15 protein-coding genes are annotated in these 17,235 nt (G+C 31.6%); 4 read left to right on the forward strand and 11 right to left on the reverse strand.

Features of this window, described 5'->3' with window-relative positions:
• Positions 1-9: 9 nt before the first annotated feature.
• The 3 genes from VCM48_RS02375 to VCM48_RS02385 all read right to left on the reverse strand — a co-directional run bounded on the left by VCM48_RS02375 (position 10) and on the right by VCM48_RS02385 (position 5,550).
• Positions 10-897, reverse strand: coding sequence for a pirin family protein (locus VCM48_RS02375; RefSeq protein WP_482271480.1), 888 nt, complete (start codon positions 895-897; stop codon positions 10-12).
• Positions 898-1,020: 123 nt separating this feature from the next.
• Positions 1,021-4,584 carry an ABC transporter permease/M1 family aminopeptidase gene (locus tag VCM48_RS02380; RefSeq protein WP_482271481.1) on the reverse strand — a complete coding sequence of 1,188 codons (3,564 nt, stop codon included), beginning with the start codon at positions 4,582-4,584 and terminating at the stop codon, positions 1,021-1,023.
• Between the two features lie 66 nt (positions 4,585-4,650).
• The gene (locus VCM48_RS02385) at positions 4,651-5,550 is read right to left on the reverse strand and encodes an ABC transporter ATP-binding protein (protein ID WP_482271482.1); all 900 of its coding nucleotides are present in this window, start codon (positions 5,548-5,550) and stop codon (positions 4,651-4,653) included.
• Between the two features lie 276 nt (positions 5,551-5,826).
• On the opposite strand from VCM48_RS02385, the gene VCM48_RS02390 reads away from it, so the two are divergent.
• Both VCM48_RS02390 and VCM48_RS02395 read left to right on the forward strand, forming a co-directional pair.
• A complete protein-coding gene (locus tag VCM48_RS02390) occupies positions 5,827-6,780 on the forward strand; it encodes a sensor histidine kinase (protein ID WP_482271483.1) in 954 nt (317 codons plus the stop codon).
• A complete protein-coding gene (locus VCM48_RS02395; protein ID WP_482271484.1) occupies positions 6,777-7,505 on the forward strand; it encodes a LytR/AlgR family response regulator transcription factor in 729 nt (242 codons plus the stop codon). Before VCM48_RS02390 ends, VCM48_RS02395 begins: the two co-directional genes overlap by 4 nt.
• Before the next feature lie 32 nt (positions 7,506-7,537).
• Here VCM48_RS02395 and VCM48_RS02400 read toward each other — a convergent pair whose 3' ends face one another.
• From VCM48_RS02400 to VCM48_RS02420, 5 genes are all read right to left on the reverse strand, one after another.
• Positions 7,538-8,410: a pirin family protein gene (locus VCM48_RS02400; protein ID WP_482271485.1), complete on the reverse strand. Its 873-nt coding sequence runs from the start codon at positions 8,408-8,410 to the stop codon at positions 7,538-7,540.
• Between the two features lie 23 nt (positions 8,411-8,433).
• Complete coding sequence (locus tag VCM48_RS02405; RefSeq protein ID WP_482271486.1) at positions 8,434-8,775, reverse strand: hypothetical protein; 342 nt, start codon at positions 8,773-8,775, stop codon at positions 8,434-8,436.
• A 120-nt stretch (positions 8,776-8,895) separates the two neighbouring features.
• Positions 8,896-9,495 (reverse strand): Crp/Fnr family transcriptional regulator, encoded by a 600-nt coding sequence (locus tag VCM48_RS02410; RefSeq protein WP_482271487.1) that lies wholly within the window; start codon positions 9,493-9,495, stop codon positions 8,896-8,898.
• A 47-nt stretch (positions 9,496-9,542) separates the two neighbouring features.
• Positions 9,543-10,097: a DUF4251 domain-containing protein gene (locus VCM48_RS02415; protein WP_482271488.1), complete on the reverse strand. Its 555-nt coding sequence runs from the start codon at positions 10,095-10,097 to the stop codon at positions 9,543-9,545.
• 80 nt (positions 10,098-10,177) lie between these two features.
• Entirely contained in the window at positions 10,178-10,729 is a 552-nt protein-coding gene (locus tag VCM48_RS02420; RefSeq protein ID WP_124588739.1) for a 1-acyl-sn-glycerol-3-phosphate acyltransferase, read from the reverse strand.
• Between the two features lie 105 nt (positions 10,730-10,834).
• On the opposite strand from VCM48_RS02420, the gene VCM48_RS02425 reads away from it, so the two are divergent.
• Entirely contained in the window at positions 10,835-12,214 is a 1,380-nt protein-coding gene (locus VCM48_RS02425; RefSeq protein ID WP_482271489.1) for a DNA recombination protein RmuC, read from the forward strand.
• 65 nt (positions 12,215-12,279) lie between these two features.
• On the opposite strand, the gene glyA is transcribed toward VCM48_RS02425, so the two are convergent.
• Entirely contained in the window at positions 12,280-13,554 is a 1,275-nt protein-coding gene (glyA, locus tag VCM48_RS02430) for a serine hydroxymethyltransferase (protein WP_482271490.1), read from the reverse strand.
• 168 nt (positions 13,555-13,722) lie between these two features.
• Between glyA and fahA the strand changes: the two genes are divergently transcribed.
• Complete coding sequence (gene fahA / locus VCM48_RS02435; RefSeq protein ID WP_274639924.1) at positions 13,723-15,000, forward strand: fumarylacetoacetase; 1,278 nt, start codon at positions 13,723-13,725, stop codon at positions 14,998-15,000.
• Between the two features lie 70 nt (positions 15,001-15,070).
• Here the strand turns inward: fahA and VCM48_RS02440 are convergent, their stop codons facing one another.
• Both VCM48_RS02440 and ytxJ read right to left on the reverse strand, forming a co-directional pair.
• The gene (locus VCM48_RS02440; protein ID WP_274639925.1) at positions 15,071-16,627 is read right to left on the reverse strand and encodes a DEAD/DEAH box helicase; all 1,557 of its coding nucleotides are present in this window, start codon (positions 16,625-16,627) and stop codon (positions 15,071-15,073) included.
• A gap of 70 nt (positions 16,628-16,697) precedes the next feature.
• Positions 16,698-17,090, reverse strand: coding sequence for a bacillithiol system redox-active protein YtxJ (ytxJ, locus tag VCM48_RS02445; protein WP_274640042.1), 393 nt, complete (start codon positions 17,088-17,090; stop codon positions 16,698-16,700).
• Positions 17,091-17,235 lie beyond the last annotated feature (145 nt).

Below are 17,235 nucleotides of genomic sequence, written 5' to 3' on the forward strand. Positions count from 1 at the left end.
CATTATTCATTACCCTCCAAAACGTCGCTGTTCTGGTAAGGGGATTCGCTCTGTCTCGTTTGGTACAGAAGGAAATTTATTACCCTTCCAATTTTCTTTCGCTTGTTCTATCAATTCTTTATTAGAAGCTACGAAGTTCCACTCGATAAAACGTTCTTCAGGAAAAAGGTTTCCTCCAAAAATATACACGGTAGAATTAGCAGCTATTTCAAAGGCGCATAAAGTACTATCTTTTGCTACTAATAACTGCTTTTCTCCATAAATATGTCCATCACTAGTAATACTTCCTTCTAGAATATACAAAGCGCTCTCACCAAACAAATGATCTCCAATAGTGATTGTTTGTGTTTTACTCGACTTAATTTCAATAAAAAATAATGGACTATATACTGGAACAGGTGATTGTTTACCAAAGGCTTTTCCGGCAATGAGCTTAAACTGTACTCCATCGTCTTCCCAACTAGGAATCTCATCCGCAGAAACGTGTGTAAAAGAAGGTTCACATTGCTCTTCACTTAAAGGTAAAGCCACCCATATTTGTAATCCATGAAGCTTTTTGGTTGAATTCCTTAACCGTTCGGGAGTTCTTTCAGTATGTACTACTCTTTTTCCTGCTGTCATCCAATTCACAGCTCCTGGTGTGATTTCTATTTCGGTACCGATACTATCACGGTGTACAATAGCACCTTCAAACAAAAAAGTTAGTGTTGATAATCCTATATGAGGATGCATTGCTACATCTAAGTTATCATTTTCGGTAAGCTTTACTGGTCCCATATGATCAATAAAAATAAAAGGACCTACCATTCGCTTTTGTCGAAATGGTAACAAACGACCTACTAGAAAATTTCCAATATTTGCTGCTCGCTCTTCAATTATTAGTTTTGTGTTAGACATAAGTAACTCTATCTGTTTTAGTGTTTTATAACCTCTATTCTATATACTTTTTAAAGATACTATTATTACTTCAAATATTTGATTATTAATTATCTACAAGGTTTTACTCACTGTATTTTATCGCTATAAAACACTCATTATCTTACCATTATCCTCTATATTTCGTTCTATCAACAATCGTTTTGGATCAATAATTGCTTTGCTTGGTAGTTCATTTATTTCAAAAGATAAACGCATTTCTTTTTGGTTAAACAATACTCGTTTTATTAATAATTCTTTGTCTTTAGTATAGAGAGCTATATCTACCCAATTATAGGGCATTACTTTTTTTTCTTTACCTAAACTGTCTACTTTTATCTTATTAGCATCAATTATCAAATTCACTTTATAACTCCCATTGTTTAGTTTTGTATATGTAGCATTTTTTAAGCTATAATCATATAAAGTTACCTCCTCAAACCAATCTTTAAGCAAGTATTGTAATTCTTCAGGTATTTGTGGTTTTAAATACTTTAAAAAATCTAAACTAGTAGGATAAGGTGCTTCTTGATATTTATAAGCGTTTAAAAATGATCTTAAAGCTGTATTAACCTTATCTTCACCTATATATTCCTGTAACGCATACAATATCAAACTTCCTTTACCATAATGAATATAGTTTTGGTCTTTTACATAAAGTAAAGGTTGTTCTTGTTGAGATTCTACCCCTCTACCACGTAAATACTTTTCAAAGTCATATGCTAAAAACTGTTTCATTTTCTCATCACTTTTTAAGGTGTTTTTTAAAACCATAAGAGAAGAATATTCTGCAAAACTTTCCGATAGCATAGTTGCTCCAGCAACTTTTGCTCCTACCACTTGATGCCCCCAGTATTGATGCGCCATTTCATGGGTAACTAAGGCATAAATAACATTATTATCATTCGCATTACTCAAATTAGTAACAAATCCACCTCCTTCTGTATATGGTATTGTTCCTGGAAAAGCCTGTGCAAAACTGTAATATTTGGGGATTTCTACTATTCGTGCTTGTTTATGCATATAAGGACCAAATTGCTCGGTATAATACTCTAGCGACTTTTTTAAAGCTTCAAGCATTATATCAATATTATAATCGTGTGAAGCATCATAATACACTTCAAGATCTACAGAATTCCATTGTTTAGTAGCTACTTCGTATTTCGCTGACATAAAACTGGTAAAGTTTAATGAACTATGATCATTTTTATACTGATAACAAGTACGATTACCAATAGTCCATTTTTTTTGTAAACTTCCAGAAGCCACAGCTATTTGATCTTCCGAGGTTGTTATCTGTGTGGTTATATCTACCCATGACGATGTTCCTCCTGTAATATAATTACGTGTAAGGTAGGATTTATCCTTGTCGTCCAAATCGGGAAGATTTTTGCGTGATGATAATCCATATTTTTTTCTGTCTTTATCATCAGCTAACTCATTATATAGTTCGTAACCAAAAGTAGGTAAGATTGCAGTAGAGTCGAAAAAAGTACCATTTTTAACTACGCGAATATTTGACACTTTATTTTCAAACCCTTGGCTTTGATAATTAGTATCAACAGTTAGCTTTATAGTTTCACTTGGTTCTAATGGTGTATGTAACTTAAAAATTTGGTACCCTAATTCTTTATCATTCAATACTAACTTAGCATTAGGTACTTTGATCTTTTTAATCCATTTTGACTTTTTTAATTCTATTCCTTCATTTCCTTCATCAACAAAATAAGAAAGTGAATAATGTAATGAATCTATAGCTTTGTCGCTGGTATTTTTAATTGTAATAATACTGGTAGCAGATACATTTCTCTTATAAGGATATACATCTATTTTATAGTCGATAGCTGTAATTGTAGGTTGTGGAATTTGTTCGTACTTTTTATATTTAATTTCATAGGCTACTTGCATGTCTTTAATCTCTGCAACACTGTAATAATTATTTAGTATTTGAGTATTGTAATATACATACCCAGAGACCAATAAAAAGAAAGCCAAACTACCTATAAAGGCTTGTACAAATTTTGGTGTGATTCGTTTGAATGCCAATCGAAAACGAGCTCTAACTCCTTTAATACTTCCTCTTATCCATAGTAAACTAGTAATGGTCACCAGCAAAACACCAAAAGATACCCAATACAAACTAAACCAATTTTTAGCTAGTAACTCTGGACCAAACTTATTCATATCAGAGTAAATGTATTCTGGAGAAAACCCTAAATTCAACATAAATGATTGAACTCCTAAAGCATCAACTACTAAAAACTCAAATAAGAAAATACATAAAATAGCAGTAAAGTATGCTAAATATTTGTGATTGATAATTATCTGCATAGCTATTAAGATGCAAGCCCAAGTAATGTATATGGGTACCCCTGAATACAACATATCTAATAGATACACACCTAATTGTACGCTAAAAACTCCATGTAACATCTGATACAATATCGAAATTCCTATTAATAGTAAATCAAAAACGATATTGATTACTACTAATGCGCTGATTTTAGATAAAAGTAGTATTAAAGAATTGTGTGGTGTTCCATCAAGCACTCCTGCAATGTTACTGTTACGTTCTTTCCAAACTAATTCACCACTAAAAAAAACTAAAATAATCATACCTATTATCATACTTATAGGTCTGTTAAAAGCAATCATCTTAGAGGTTATATGGTATGATTGAAGTCCGTAATACTCAAAACCATTTGACAGTTTATTCAGTAAAATTAAAACTCCAAAAAAGAGTAAAATTTTAAACGTATTGCTTTTTACAATAGCGTATAAATTCATCTTTAAAAAACTTCTAAACTGGTAAATTGTAGTTGAAAAATTAAAATCAGAATGTACCAAAGGCTGTTTGAATTCTTGCTTTACTTCTTTAGCTTTTCGAGAATTCTTTTTTATAGGTTTCTGTTTCAAAACAAATGAAAAAGAATAATAAGAACTTATCAAAATAATTACTCCTATTCCAATCCAAAATAGCCTATTCATAAATAACCACCCTGAAAGTGACACTACTTCAGTATTTTTTTCTAAAGGTGTTAAATATTTAGTATCAACAAGGTATGCATTCCCTCCTAAAACATCTAACATAGCTGCCCAACTTTCAGTATGTATATCGTTCATTAAAGTTGCTGATATTAAATAAGCTACAATAATTATAATCGTAGCTATAAAAGAAACTACAGTACTTTTATATTTGTGTGCTATAGCGAAAATAATAGCTCCAGAAACAAACATATTAGGTATCACAAAAAGTAAGAAGTTATTCATAAAAACTCCTTGCTGTAACACCCCTATAGAGTCTTGTGGTAAAACATTACTCTCTAACGCAAAATCTGTTCCTAGATAAAAGCCTAAAAACACTCCCAGTAAAGGCAATAATGACAGCAAAAAGGCTCCTAAAAAACGTCCAAAATAATAACTTACTTTTCGAATTGGAGAGGCAAACAGAATCTCATTAAAATGATGTTGATAATCGCGTAATGCTGCATTATTAAAATAGGCTGTGGCAACCAAAAGTGCTATCATTGATAATTTAACAGTATAAAAAGTAATTACATAAGGTGCGTTTCTGTATACACTTCCTGTTGCTCCACCAAACGCTATTCCTTCATTTACCACTCCGACTGCTGCAATTACAGTAAACATCACAAAAAATATATACAGCATAGAGCTTTTAACTCCATTCTTTATTTCGTTGAAAAAAAAAGTTTTAAACATCGTCTTATTGGTTTATTAAATTAACTCAGCTACATTGTTCTTTTTCGCCTCATTGATCTTAGTAAAGAACACATCTTCTAAACTAGGAGCTACAGACTCAAATCCTATCTCTGGTTTTTCATTACTCAGTACATGAATTAAAGGCTTACCTCCTACCATTTTATTTGAAATTACTTCATAATGAGTTTTATAGTTTTCCAGTTCATGATGTTCTATTCTTTTCTGCCAAACTTTATTATGTATCTCTTCAATTACCTTTTTAGGTTCACCTTGACATATAATCTTTCCGTGATTCATAATTGCCATCTTTTCACATAACTCGTTAACATCTTCAACAATGTGAGTGGAAAGAATAATAACCACATCATTAGCTACTGTAGCTAAAAGGTTATGAAAACTATTTCGTTCACTAGGATCAAGACCAGCAGTGGGTTCATCTACAATAATTAGTTTAGGGTTTCCTATTAGTGCTTGTGCTATTCCTACACGTTGTTTCATACCTCCTGAGAAACCACTTACTGCTTTGTTTCGCTTTTCATAAAGATTTACCTTTTGTAATAAATAGTTTATCAAATCTTTACGCTCATTTTTAGCTGTAATTCCTTTTAATATGGCGAGATGGGTTAAGAGCTGTTGGGCTGTAATTTTGGGATACACTCCAAACTCTTGAGGTAAATAACCGAGTACTTTTCGCAATTCTAAAGGATTATTTAATATATCTATATCTCCTAAAAAAGCAGTTCCGCTATCTGCCTCTTGTAAAGTCGCCAGAGTTCGTATTAAGGAAGATTTTCCTGCACCATTGGGTCCCAACAAACCAAACATTCCGTTATTTATTTCTAAGCTGAGGTTATCTAATGCTCGTACACCATTAGCATACGTTTTACATAAACTGTTTATGGTTAGTTTCATCATTGTATATTTTAAATGAATGTCAAAAGAATGATAACCTTCGTTAGAAAAAATCTTTTTTTAACCAAAAGCCTACAAAGCCAAATCAATACCTTCTACATATCTACAAATGGCGTTTGTTTATGAAAACAGGTCGTTCGTTGATAAAAACATTTGATTTGCTAATTCTAATAGTGAATTCTAATTACTTATAGTATTTTTGTTTACATGAACACCTTTCAAAAGCGCCTCTTTCTCCATTTATCATTTTTATTTAGTTCATGTATTACACTTGCTTTTATGATGGCTGTAACAAATGAAACTTCCTTTACGTTTCAATTGTTTGGATTGATGTTGCTACAAACCATGTCGGGAGTTTTTTTTCTAATAGCTCCTCCTGTTTATCTAAATATCTACTGGTTAATTCCTAAATTTTTAGTACCAAAGAAGTATTTACTTTTCACTCTCTTTTCCGCCATACTTATTCTAGTGTGGGGTTGGGTAATGGGGTATGGTGAACCTTGGATGGATGAACATTTCTTTCAAATGAAAAATCAAAATCCAAGTTTAGATACAGGAATCGCAGGTATGATTTTTATTCTACTAATTTCTACCTTACTGCACCTTTCTTATCGATGGTATATGCAATCATCAAAAATAAAACAGATAGAAAACGATCGTCTTCAATTAGAATTATCGGTATTGAAAAATCAAATCAACCCACATTTTTTCTTCAATACCTTAAATAATTTATATGCATTATCACTTGAGCAATCTAAACAAACTCCTAGTGTTATTTTAAAGCTCTCTGAAATGATGCGTTATACAATTTACGAATGTAAGGCTCCTAAAGTTCCTATTACAAGTGAAGTGAGTTACTTAGAAAATTTTATAGCATTACAAAAAATGCGACAACACAAACGCGGTATTGTCACTTTTCAAAAGAATGTAAAAGATTTTGATGTACAAATAGCACCAATGATACTTATTGTATTTTTAGAGAACGCTTATAAGCACGGATTTGATCTTATGGAAAAAGATGCTTTTATCAATTTACAACTTGAAGTAACTAAAACAACCTTGCTCTTTACTATTGAAAACAATTTTATTGAAACTACTGAAAACAAACAAATTGGAATTGGTTTAGAGAATGTAAAACGACGATTAGCACTTACCTATCCTTCTAATCATAGCTTGCACATTACAAATAGTAATGGTATGTTTAAGGTGCAATTAAAACTAAATTTAGCATGAAATGTATCATTGTAGATGATGAGCCTTTAGCTCATAAAGTAATTAAAAATTACAGTGAGAACCTCAATGTTTTAGATATTGTAAAAGTATGTCATTCTGCTTTAGATGCGATGAATTACCTAAATGAACATTCAGTAGATTTAATTTTTTTAGATATTAATATGCCAAAATTGAAAGGACTAGATTTTCTACGTACGCTACACAATCCGCCTTTGATTATTATTACTACTGCATATCAAGAACATGCATTAGAAGGCTATGAACTAAATATTTTAGATTATCTTCTTAAACCCTTTAGTTTTGAACGTTTTTTAAAAGCAGTAAACAAAGCTACAGCTCAAAAAAAACTTATAGAAGAAGCTGCAAAACCGACTATTATACAGGATGTAAACACTTCATCAGTATCTAACACCAATACAACAGGTGAGCAAATTTTTATTAAAGGTGATAAAAAAATTCATCAAGTAACTCTAAACTCTATAAATTATTTAAAAAGTATAGGTAGTTATGTGAAGGTACACCTTGAAAATGAAACTATAATTACTTTAGATAGACTTGGTAACTTTGAAAAACTATTACCTAATACCTTTATTCGCGTTCACAAATCGTATATTATTCCTACTAAAAAAATAGAAGTCATAGAAGGTAATCGAATCAAAATTCAAGAAACATACATTCCTATTGGTAGAACTTATAAGCACAACTTAACCAAGCTTATCAAGTAAATATCCATCCCTAACGAATAAACTTTATTCCTCTAATCTTCTAAATACCCAAATTTTCCAGTGTTGAAGTCTTGGAATGCTTCTATCAACTCTTGTTTAGTATTCATTACAAAAGGTCCATGTGCTGCAATCGGTTCGTTTAAAGGCTCTCCGCTTAATACTAAAATTACCGCATCTTCTAAGGCTTCTAAAGTAAATGTATCTCCATCATTTTTAAATAATGCAAAGTGATCTTCTAAAACATTATTTGATTCATTCACTTTAACACTACCTTCAACTGATAAAATAGCAGTAGTATAGTTTTTAGGAAAGGTTAACTGTGTTTTTACTCCTTTCTTCAACTTTACATTAAACATATTAACTGGCGAAAATGTAGATGCAGGCCCTTTGTTTCCTTTATATTCTCCTGCAATTACCTCTACTTCTCCTCCTCCATCTGCTAATGGTATTTTAGCCATTTCTGTATTAGCTATTGCTTGATATTTTGGCGGACTCATTTTATCTTTAGCAGGAAGGTTTACCCATAATTGTACCATTTGAAACTCTCCTCCTTTTTTACTCCATTCAGTTTCGTGAAATTCTTTGTGCAAAACTCCTGAAGCTGCCGTCATCCACTGTACATCACCTTCACCAATAATTCCTCCACCTCCAGCACTATCTCCATGTTCAACACGCCCTTTATAAGCTATTGTTACAGTTTCAAAACCTCTATGTGGATGAACTCCTACGCCTTTTGGTTTATCTGTTGGAGGAAAATTATATTTAGAATTATAATCCAACATAATAAACGGATCCATTCGTTGCATTGTTGAAGTTCCTGGTATAAAATTATGAACTCTAAATCCATCACCTACAAAATGTGGAGTTCCTGGTTTTACTATTTTTTCTATACTTCTTGTTTTCATTTTAAATTCCTTTCTTTTAATTACTATAAACTACTGGCTAATTCAATATCAAATGAATTGTCTAAATAACTACGTTGTAATTGAGGTTTGTTTTTAAACCAATATCCATTCTTAACACTTTCAGAAAGTGTAGACTCATTGCTAAACTCAACTAAAATTGCATTTGGGAATAATACAGTAATAATCTTCTGTAATTTATTTTTATCTACTTCTTTTGTTTCTTTTGAAATAGCTAAAACGTTATATGCCTGTTGGTATAATTTCTCAATGGCTGTCTCGACATTAGGAACAGTTGAAACTTGCCAATTTAAAATTTTAGGCATTGATGTATTTTGGGTTACAACTAATGCATTTAAATGTCTCATAATAAATCCTTTTTTATTTCACTGTAAAATTACGGCAACAAAAAAAGGTATGCATTGACCTATGGTAAGAATGAATTACGATGATCTAACAACCGTAAATCAACAATTATAACTCGTACCTCAATTATTGGGTTTGAAGTTTTCCTCAGCTAAAGCTTTACGAACACGACTGAGGCTCTCGGGAGTAATTCCTAAATATGAAGCTATCATCCATTGAGGAACTCGTAACATAATATCTGGATACATACTTACAAAATCTAAATAACGTCTTTTAGCTGATGCTCCTAGTAGTTGACTAATACGTTTGTATAATTGGCGTATATGTTTTTGTAACAAATGCTCATTTTTTCTTCTAAAATCAGTATTTATTTTTGACACTTTATTAATAAAGTCCTCGTCTAACATTATGACTAATGTATCTTCTACAGCGTCAATATAATATGTTGATGGTTGTTGAAAATAAACACTTCCTCTATCACTCACAATCCAATTTTCAGTAGCAAACTGTAAAATATTTTCTTTCCCTTCTTCATTTAAGGCATATAAACGTAACAAACCTTTTTCTACAAAAAAGAAATGAGAACACACATCTCCTTCTTTTAATAAAAAATCACTTTTAGAAACGTTTTTTAAAGAAATAAACGGCTGTATTTGAAGGTAATCATCTTCTGATAACCCTCCTTTTTCAATAAGATACTTTTTAAAGTTTGGTAGCTCCATACATTATTATAATGAGCTACTAAAAATACAGTATTATATAGAATATTCTACTTTTCTTCTGAAGTTTTAAGTACTTTACCTCTATATCTAATTGAATTTTTCTGCGTACTATTTACATAAATAGTACTCGATAAGCTAGGGTATATTCTAACTATAACATTGTAGTTTTCAGTTGTTGTATTTTTATCTTTTATCTTAAAACTAATTTTATAGCTATTCTCTTTATCCTCAGATACAACTAAATTTTCAGGAACTCCTTCAAACTCAATTCCAATATCTGTACCTCCATAAGAACCACCTGCTTGTCGCTCACCAAAATATGGTAAATAAGCTGCAACAGTATCTTTTTTCATTCTGAAAAAATTACTGTTTCCCACTAAATTAATATTTCCTGCATTACTTCCTATAGGTAACAAACCTGCATTAGCTATTTGTGCCATTGCATTTGTAACCATGGGTTCTGCCCATTCTGCTTCTATTTCAAAAGTTTTACTTTCTATAAGAGCATTTAAGTTATCTATTTCTGCCTGTGTTACGTTTTTTGATGAAGCACAACTAAACAGCACAAAAATTATACTAATAAAAAAAACAAACCTTTTCATATCTTACTGTTTTTAAACCTTCTACAAGGTACTTAAATATCGTAAAACTTTCAAGAAAATAAGACTATTTAACGTTTGTTTTACTCTTTATCAGGTACTGAAAACAACTCTGGTTTTGCTCCTTTTATATCTCTATAAAAATCATAAAAATGATTCATATCAGCGTTCATATCATCTGTTAAGTAATAAGGAGGCGCTATAATAATTTGCTTGTTTTCAAAATCGAAAGCAAACATTACCACAGGAATATTAGCACCTTTGGCAATATAATAAAACCCAGTTTTCCATGAGGTTACTTTAGCACGAGTTCCTTCAGGGGATAAAGCTAAACGGAATTCTTCATGCTGATTAAAAACAGCCACAATAGCATCAACCTTATTCGTGCTTTTACTTCTATCAACAGGAGCTCCCCCTAAAGCTCTAAAAATAAACCCAAAAGGAGGTTTGAATAACGATGCTTTACCTATAAAGTTGACTCTTACTCCAATAGTATTTCTTGCTAAAATAGCAATCGGAAAGTCTTTCCAGCTCGTGTGGGGAGCTCCAATAACAACATATTTTTTTAAGTCTCTTGGAAAATCTCCAACTACCTTCCAGCCTAAAACTTTGTGAAATATAAATTTAGATATCATTTACTAGGTATAAAGGTCAATGATACGGTTTTCCCTACAAAAATCAAATAAATTTAACCTATCTTGTCCTATATTTGTTCACTTAATTAACTTTTATTTATTCTAATGAATACCACTCTTTTACTTATTTTAATTGCTATTAGTACCTTACTAATTGGGTTTGTTATTGGAAACTTACTCTCTAAACTAAAGTTTAAACAACAAACTTCTGATTTAGAAAAAGAGATTGTAACCCTACAAAACCATCAAGCTAATTTTGAAATTCAGAAAAAAGAAAAGGAAGAGTCATTTTCTCAACAAAAGGAAGACTTTTTAAATAGATTAGACGAAAAAACTAAAGAAAATAGTGAGTTGCGTCGTGAAAAAGAGTTTACTGCTCTTGAATTGGCTAGAAAAAACGAAGAACTTAAAAATTTACAGTTAAAACTTCAAGAAAATAAAGAAGAAGTAGAAAAACTACAGGATAAGTTTACCAAAGAGTTTGAAAATTTAGCGAACAAAATTCTAGATGAGAAATCGAATAAGTTTACTGAGCAAAATAAGAAAAACATAAAGGATATTTTAAATCCGCTTCAAGAAAAAATTCAAACTTTTGAAAAGAAGGTTGAAGATACTCAAAAAGAAAGCATTTCAATGCATTCTGCTTTAAAGGAGCAATTATTAGGATTAAAAGAATTAAATGCTCAAATGAGTAAGGAAACATTAAACCTAACCAAAGCTTTAAAAGGTGATAGTAAAACCCAAGGAAACTGGGGAGAACTAGTCTTAGAACGTGTTTTAGAAAAATCTGGTTTAGAAAAAGACAGAGAATACTTTGTTCAACAATCTTTTACCAATGATGAAGGTAAACGTATCATGCCCGATGTAGTAATTCACCTACCTGACAACAAAAAAATGGTAGTCGATTCAAAAGTATCTTTAACTGCTTATGAACAATATGTAAATAGTGAAGACGATATTATAAAAGAGCGTTTTGCAAAAGAGCATGTAAACTCATTAAAGCGACATGTTGAGCAGCTTTCAGAAAAAAAATATGAAGATATTTATAAGATAGAATCTCCTGATTTTGTATTGTTATTTGTACCTATTGAACCTGCTTTTGCAGTAGCTTTAAACGAAGACAACACCCTTTATAATAAAGCATTTGAAAGAAATATAGTCATCGTTACCCCTACTACTTTATTAGCTACATTACGTACTATTGATACCATGTGGAATAACGAAAAGCAACAACGTAATGCCTTAGAAATTGCACGACAAGCAGGTGCTTTGTATGATAAGTTTAACGGATTATTGGCTGACTTGGTTAATATTGGTAAAAAAATAGATGGTACCAAAGCCGATTATGCTGCTGCAATGAATAAATTGGTAGAAGGTAGAGGAAACTTAATTACCAGTGTAGAAAAGTTAAAGAAAATGGGAGCCAAAGCTAAAAAGGCACTTCCTGAAAAAATTCTTGAACGAGCTCAAGATAATGACGAATAAAAAAAGGTCGCTCTAAAGTGTTTTAGAGCGACCTTTTTATTTATACTTATTAGAAGAGACTTCTTCTACATAATAAACAAACGTCTATTATGCATTAAATCATATACCTTCTCTCCTACTGCCTCTAATACTTCTTCGTTCTCAGCATTCATTAATGCTTCATCAACTAAATCAACGATAACTTCCATATCTTCTTCTTTTAAGCCACGAGTTGTAACTGCAGCAGTACCTACACGAATACCAGAAGTAACAAATGGTGATTCAGTATCAAAAGGAACCATGTTTTTGTTTACTGTAATTTCTGCTTTTCCTAAAGCATCTTCAGCAGCTTTACCTGTAATCTTTTTGTTACGTAAATCAATTAACATACAATGGTTATCTGTACCTCCAGAAATAATTTCATATCCTTTCGCCACAAATGCTTTCGCCATTGCTTGTGCATTTTCTTTTACTTGAATTTGATATTCTAAGAACTCATCTGTTAAAGCCTCACCAAAAGCAACAGCTTTTGCAGCAATAACGTGTTCTAATGGTCCACCTTGATTTCCTGGAAATACCGCAGAGTTAATCAATGTAGACATTTTCTTTAATTTTCCTGATTTTAATTTTAATCCGAATGGATTTTCAAAATCTTTTCCAATCATAATCATTCCACCACGAGGCCCACGTAACGTTTTGTGAGTTGTTGTAGTAACAATATGACAGTGTGGTAATGGATCAGATAAAATCCCTTTAGCTATTAACCCTGCTGGATGAGAAATATCAGCCATTAAAATAGCACCAACGCTATCTGCTATTTCTCTAAACTTCTTAAAGTCTATATCTCGAGAATACGCAGAAGCACCTGCAATAATTAATTTAGGCTTATGTTCCTTAGCTTGTTGCTCTAAATGATTATAATCTATATATCCAGTTTCTTTATCTACACCATAAAATACTGGATTGTATAATTTTCCTGAAAAGTTTACTGGCGAACCGTGTGTTAAGTGACCTCCATGAGATAAATCGAAGCCTAAAATAGTGTCACCTGGTTGTAAACATGCTGCAAAAACAGCTGTGTTTGCCTGACTTCCAGAGTGTGGTTGTACGTTTACATACTCAGCTCCAAATAATTCTTTAGCTCTATCAATCGCAATTTGCTCAACGATATCTACTACTTCACACCCACCATAATAACGTTTACCTGGGTATCCTTCAGCATATTTATTTGTTAAAACTGATCCTTGAGCTTCCATTACTTGGTCGCTTACAAAATTTTCAGAAGCAATCAACTCTAAACCGTTTAGTTGACGTTCTTTTTCTTCTTGAATTAAATCAAATATTTGATGATCTTTTTGCATGTTGTGTGTTGTTACATAAAGTAGCCAAAAGTACTAATTTTATTATTCAAATTATATGGATTTTACAAGAAGTATCTACAAAAATACTTTAGTATTTTTTTTACTCATCTTTTTGGGGTAAATTGAAAAAAATATGTAGGTTTGATGAAAAATATAACAAAACGATAAATGGAAATAACTGCTAATAACCCGAATAGAAAATCTTGGTTAACTGTAGCTGAAGACTCAGATTTTCCTATTCAAAATATACCTTTTGGGGTTTTTCTTACAAAAGATGATATTATAACGATTGGTACAAGAATTGGTGATTATGCAATCGATTTAGGTGCCTTACACCAATTAGGATATTTTGATGGAATTCCGTTAACAGATGATATCTTCTTACAAGATACCTTAAATGATTTTATTGCTGATGGACGTAAAACTTGGCGTTTAGTTCGTAATAGAATTGCGGATATTTTTGATGTAAAAAATAGTAAGCTACGAGATAACGCTGAACACAAAGACAAGATAATCTTTAGAATGGACGAAGTTGAAATGCAACTTCCTGTTTCTGTAGGAGATTATACCGATTTTTATGCAAGTAAGGAACATGCTACCAATGTAGGAAGCTTGTTTAGAGATCCTGAAAATGCTTTATTACCAAACTGGTTACAAATTCCTATTGGTTACCATGGAAGAAGTTCTTCAATTGTACCATCAGGAACTCCTATCCGTCGCCCTATAGGACAACAACGTCCAAGTGAAGGTGAAACTAAACCAAATTTCGGACCTTCAAAATTATTAGATTTTGAATTAGAAATGGCGTTTATTACTACAGTAGCAAATGATTTAGGAGAAAGAATCCCTATTGAAGAAGCAGAAGAATATATTTTCGGATTGGTATTATTTAATGACTGGTCTGCTCGTGATATCCAAGCTTGGGAATATGTTCCTTTAGGCCCTTTCTTAGGAAAAAGTTTTGCTTCAACTATTTCTCCTTGGATTGTTACTTTAGATGCCTTAGAGCCTTTTAGAGTAGATAACCCAGAGCAAGTTTATGAGCCTTTACCTTATTTAAAGAAAGAAGGAAAGGATAGTTATGACATTAACTTACAAATGGCTATTCAACCAGAAGGTAAAGAAGAAACAGTTGTATGTAATTCTAACTTTAAGTACATGTACTGGACAATGGTACAACAATTAACACACCACACTGTTAACGGATGTCCTGTAAATGCTGGTGATATGATGGGAAGTGGGACTATTTCTGGACCAACTCAAGATAGCTTTGGATCTATGTTAGAGTTAACTTGGAGAGGTCAAAATCCAATAAAAATGAATGACGGAAGCGAGCGTAAATTTATAAATGATAACGATACAGTTATTATGCGCGGTTACTGTAAAAATGAAAAAATACGTATTGGTTTTGGTGAATGTTCTGGTAAAGTATTACCAGCCAAATAATACTTTAACCTAAGTATAATTATAAAAAAATCCAGTTCTTTCGAACTGGATTTTTATTTTCTTTTATTTTTTATTCTTCTTCTGGTGGTGGATATCCATAAATTTCCTCATACACTTCATCAAAATTACTGCGTAAATAACTATTTAGCTTTTTACGATAGTCATCTTGCAACCAGTCGATAAAATTATGTGTGCTTTTTGAAATACATTTAGAGTATCTAAAAATTCTATCATCTATATCGCCTCCTAACTTTTTAGCTAAGATTAACGCATCAAAAACATCTTCACTATTTTCAACACACATTTTTGCATGATGTTCTATTGATTTTTCTAACACTCGTTTTGAAGACTCTCCTCCTTGTATGGTATCTCTGTATACTTTTTTAACATCAAAGTATAAATCTTCAGAATTTGCAAACTCTGCTTTTACATCTGCAGGTAGCTCATATCTAAAGTCACTTTCTATTTCTTCATCAGATAATAAGTTATCTAAATAGAAATTTGGTGCTCTAAACATTTTTTGCCAATCTAAATCTGCTCCCCAAGGTCCAAAACGATGGAAGTTATTACCTAAATCAATTACATTAAACTCTGATTTCCCTGGTAAAATACGAGAACCTCGACCAATCATTTGGTAGTATAATGTTAACGATTTTGTTGCTCTATTTAAAATAATTGACTGTACTGATGGTTCATCAAATCCTGTTGTTAAGATACTTACCGAAGTAATAATTGCATTAGGAGTTTTGTGGAACCACTTTAGGATAAAATCACGTTCTTTCTTTGTATTCGTATTATCTAAATGTGCAATTGGATAACCTGCTCTTTTAAAAGTATCATACACATGCAGTGATGTATTTATACCATTGTTAAAAATCAAGGTTTTTGTTCCTTTTGCTCGTTCTTCATAAGCTTGTAAAAGCTTAGAAAGCATATCTGTATTCGTATATAAATCTTCAGATGATTTTACGGTATAATCACCATTAGCCCCTACTTCTAATGAAGTTAACCCTACATTATAAGAATAGATGTTAGCTTTTGCTAAGTATTCATTCTGAATTAAAGCACCAATACTTTCTCCGTCTATAAGCTCATCATAATTATCCTTCATAGGAAGTTTTATATTTGAACTTAAAGGAGTGGCTGTTACACCTAATATAAAAGACTTATCAAAAAACTTGAATAGCTTAGTAAATGAGTTATAGTGTGCCTCATCAATAATTACTAAACCAACATCCGAAATATCTAACATATCGTCGTTCAAACGATTGTTTAAAGTCTCTACCATAGCTACAAAGCAATCAAACTCATCTTGGTCATCTAAACTTGCTTTACTGTCTATAATTTTGTTTACTACACCAAACTCTTTAAGCATTTTTGCTGTTTGCTTACACAATTCTATTCGGTGCGTCATTATCAATACTTTCTTTTGATAATGTTTTAAGTATTGACGTGTAATTTCAGAGAAAATAACTGTTTTTCCTCCTCCTGTGGGTAGTTGATAAAGTAAATGGTAATTTTCGGGGGCATTCTCAAAACTTTTGAAAATTTTGTGCAATGCTTCTTTTTGATAATCGTATAGATTTTTTCCTTTCTTTGGTTGTGAAGTTGCTGTTTCGTTACTCAAATCTCTATAATTTTGAAATATGCAAAAATACGAGGTATTTAAGGAAATCCCATTAAAAATGGCATCTTTTTTAAAATTTCTTCAAATCAATACGAGCAATATCATAATGAGAAGCATGTGAAATTACTTCTTCATTTTTAACTACCAACAACTGAGGTGATTGATGTAAAACCTGAAAAGTGTACCCTATTTCATTAGAAATTTCCCTATAACTAAGTAAGTCTAGATAATACACTTTAAAATCTTTTAGATCCTCATCAAAACTGTTTACAAAACGTTTAATAACCATGCTACTTATGCCACATCTTGTTGAATGTTTAAAAATAGCTACAGGTTCATTTTTAGATCGTTCTTTTATCTCCTTTATTTGATCTAAGGAGGTTAAAGGAATCCAGTTGATAAACGCTTCTTCTCCCTCTTTATTTTTATCTTTTCTTCCAAAAAGAGTGTTTAATACTCCCATAAAATTCTTATTTTTATTAACATAATTATTCTTAACTACCACTACATCAGTCAAAAAGTCATAAAAACCCATTTTTTAAAGACAAAATGTCTCTTTTTTATTTTAAAAATCAATTGGTACTGATTTTGACTTTTACAGAGAAAAA

The sequence above is a fragment of the Tenacibaculum sp. DPLXC6 genome (assembly GCF_056815515.1).

Coding starts and splice junctions, on each gene's coding strand:
- VCM48_RS02375 (WP_482271480.1), bottom strand. CDS start 897: ATGTCTAACACAAAACTAATAATTGAAGAGCGAGCAGCAAATATTGGA.
- VCM48_RS02405 (WP_482271486.1), bottom strand. CDS start 8,775: ATGAGACATTTAAATGCATTAGTTGTAACCCAAAATACATCAATGCCT.
- VCM48_RS02400 (WP_482271485.1), bottom strand. CDS start 8,410: ATGAAAACAAGAAGTATAGAAAAAATAGTAAAACCAGGAACTCCACAT.
- VCM48_RS02390 (WP_482271483.1), top strand. CDS start 5,827: ATGATGGCTGTAACAAATGAAACTTCCTTTACGTTTCAATTGTTTGGA.
- ytxJ (WP_274640042.1), bottom strand. CDS start 17,090: ATGGGAGTATTAAACACTCTTTTTGGAAGAAAAGATAAAAATAAAGAG.
- VCM48_RS02425 (WP_482271489.1), top strand. CDS start 10,835: ATGAATACCACTCTTTTACTTATTTTAATTGCTATTAGTACCTTACTA.
- VCM48_RS02385 (WP_482271482.1), bottom strand. CDS start 5,550: ATGATGAAACTAACCATAAACAGTTTATGTAAAACGTATGCTAATGGT.
- VCM48_RS02415 (WP_482271488.1), bottom strand. CDS start 10,097: ATGAAAAGGTTTGTTTTTTTTATTAGTATAATTTTTGTGCTGTTTAGT.
- fahA (WP_274639924.1), top strand. CDS start 13,723: ATGGAAATAACTGCTAATAACCCGAATAGAAAATCTTGGTTAACTGTA.
- VCM48_RS02395 (WP_482271484.1), top strand. CDS start 6,777: ATGAAATGTATCATTGTAGATGATGAGCCTTTAGCTCATAAAGTAATT.
- VCM48_RS02380 (WP_482271481.1), bottom strand. CDS start 4,584: ATGCTGTATATATTTTTTGTGATGTTTACTGTAATTGCAGCAGTCGGA.
- VCM48_RS02410 (WP_482271487.1), bottom strand. CDS start 9,495: ATGGAGCTACCAAACTTTAAAAAGTATCTTATTGAAAAAGGAGGGTTA.
- glyA (WP_482271490.1), bottom strand. CDS start 13,554: ATGCAAAAAGATCATCAAATATTTGATTTAATTCAAGAAGAAAAAGAA.
- VCM48_RS02420 (WP_124588739.1), bottom strand. CDS start 10,729: ATGATATCTAAATTTATATTTCACAAAGTTTTAGGCTGGAAGGTAGTT.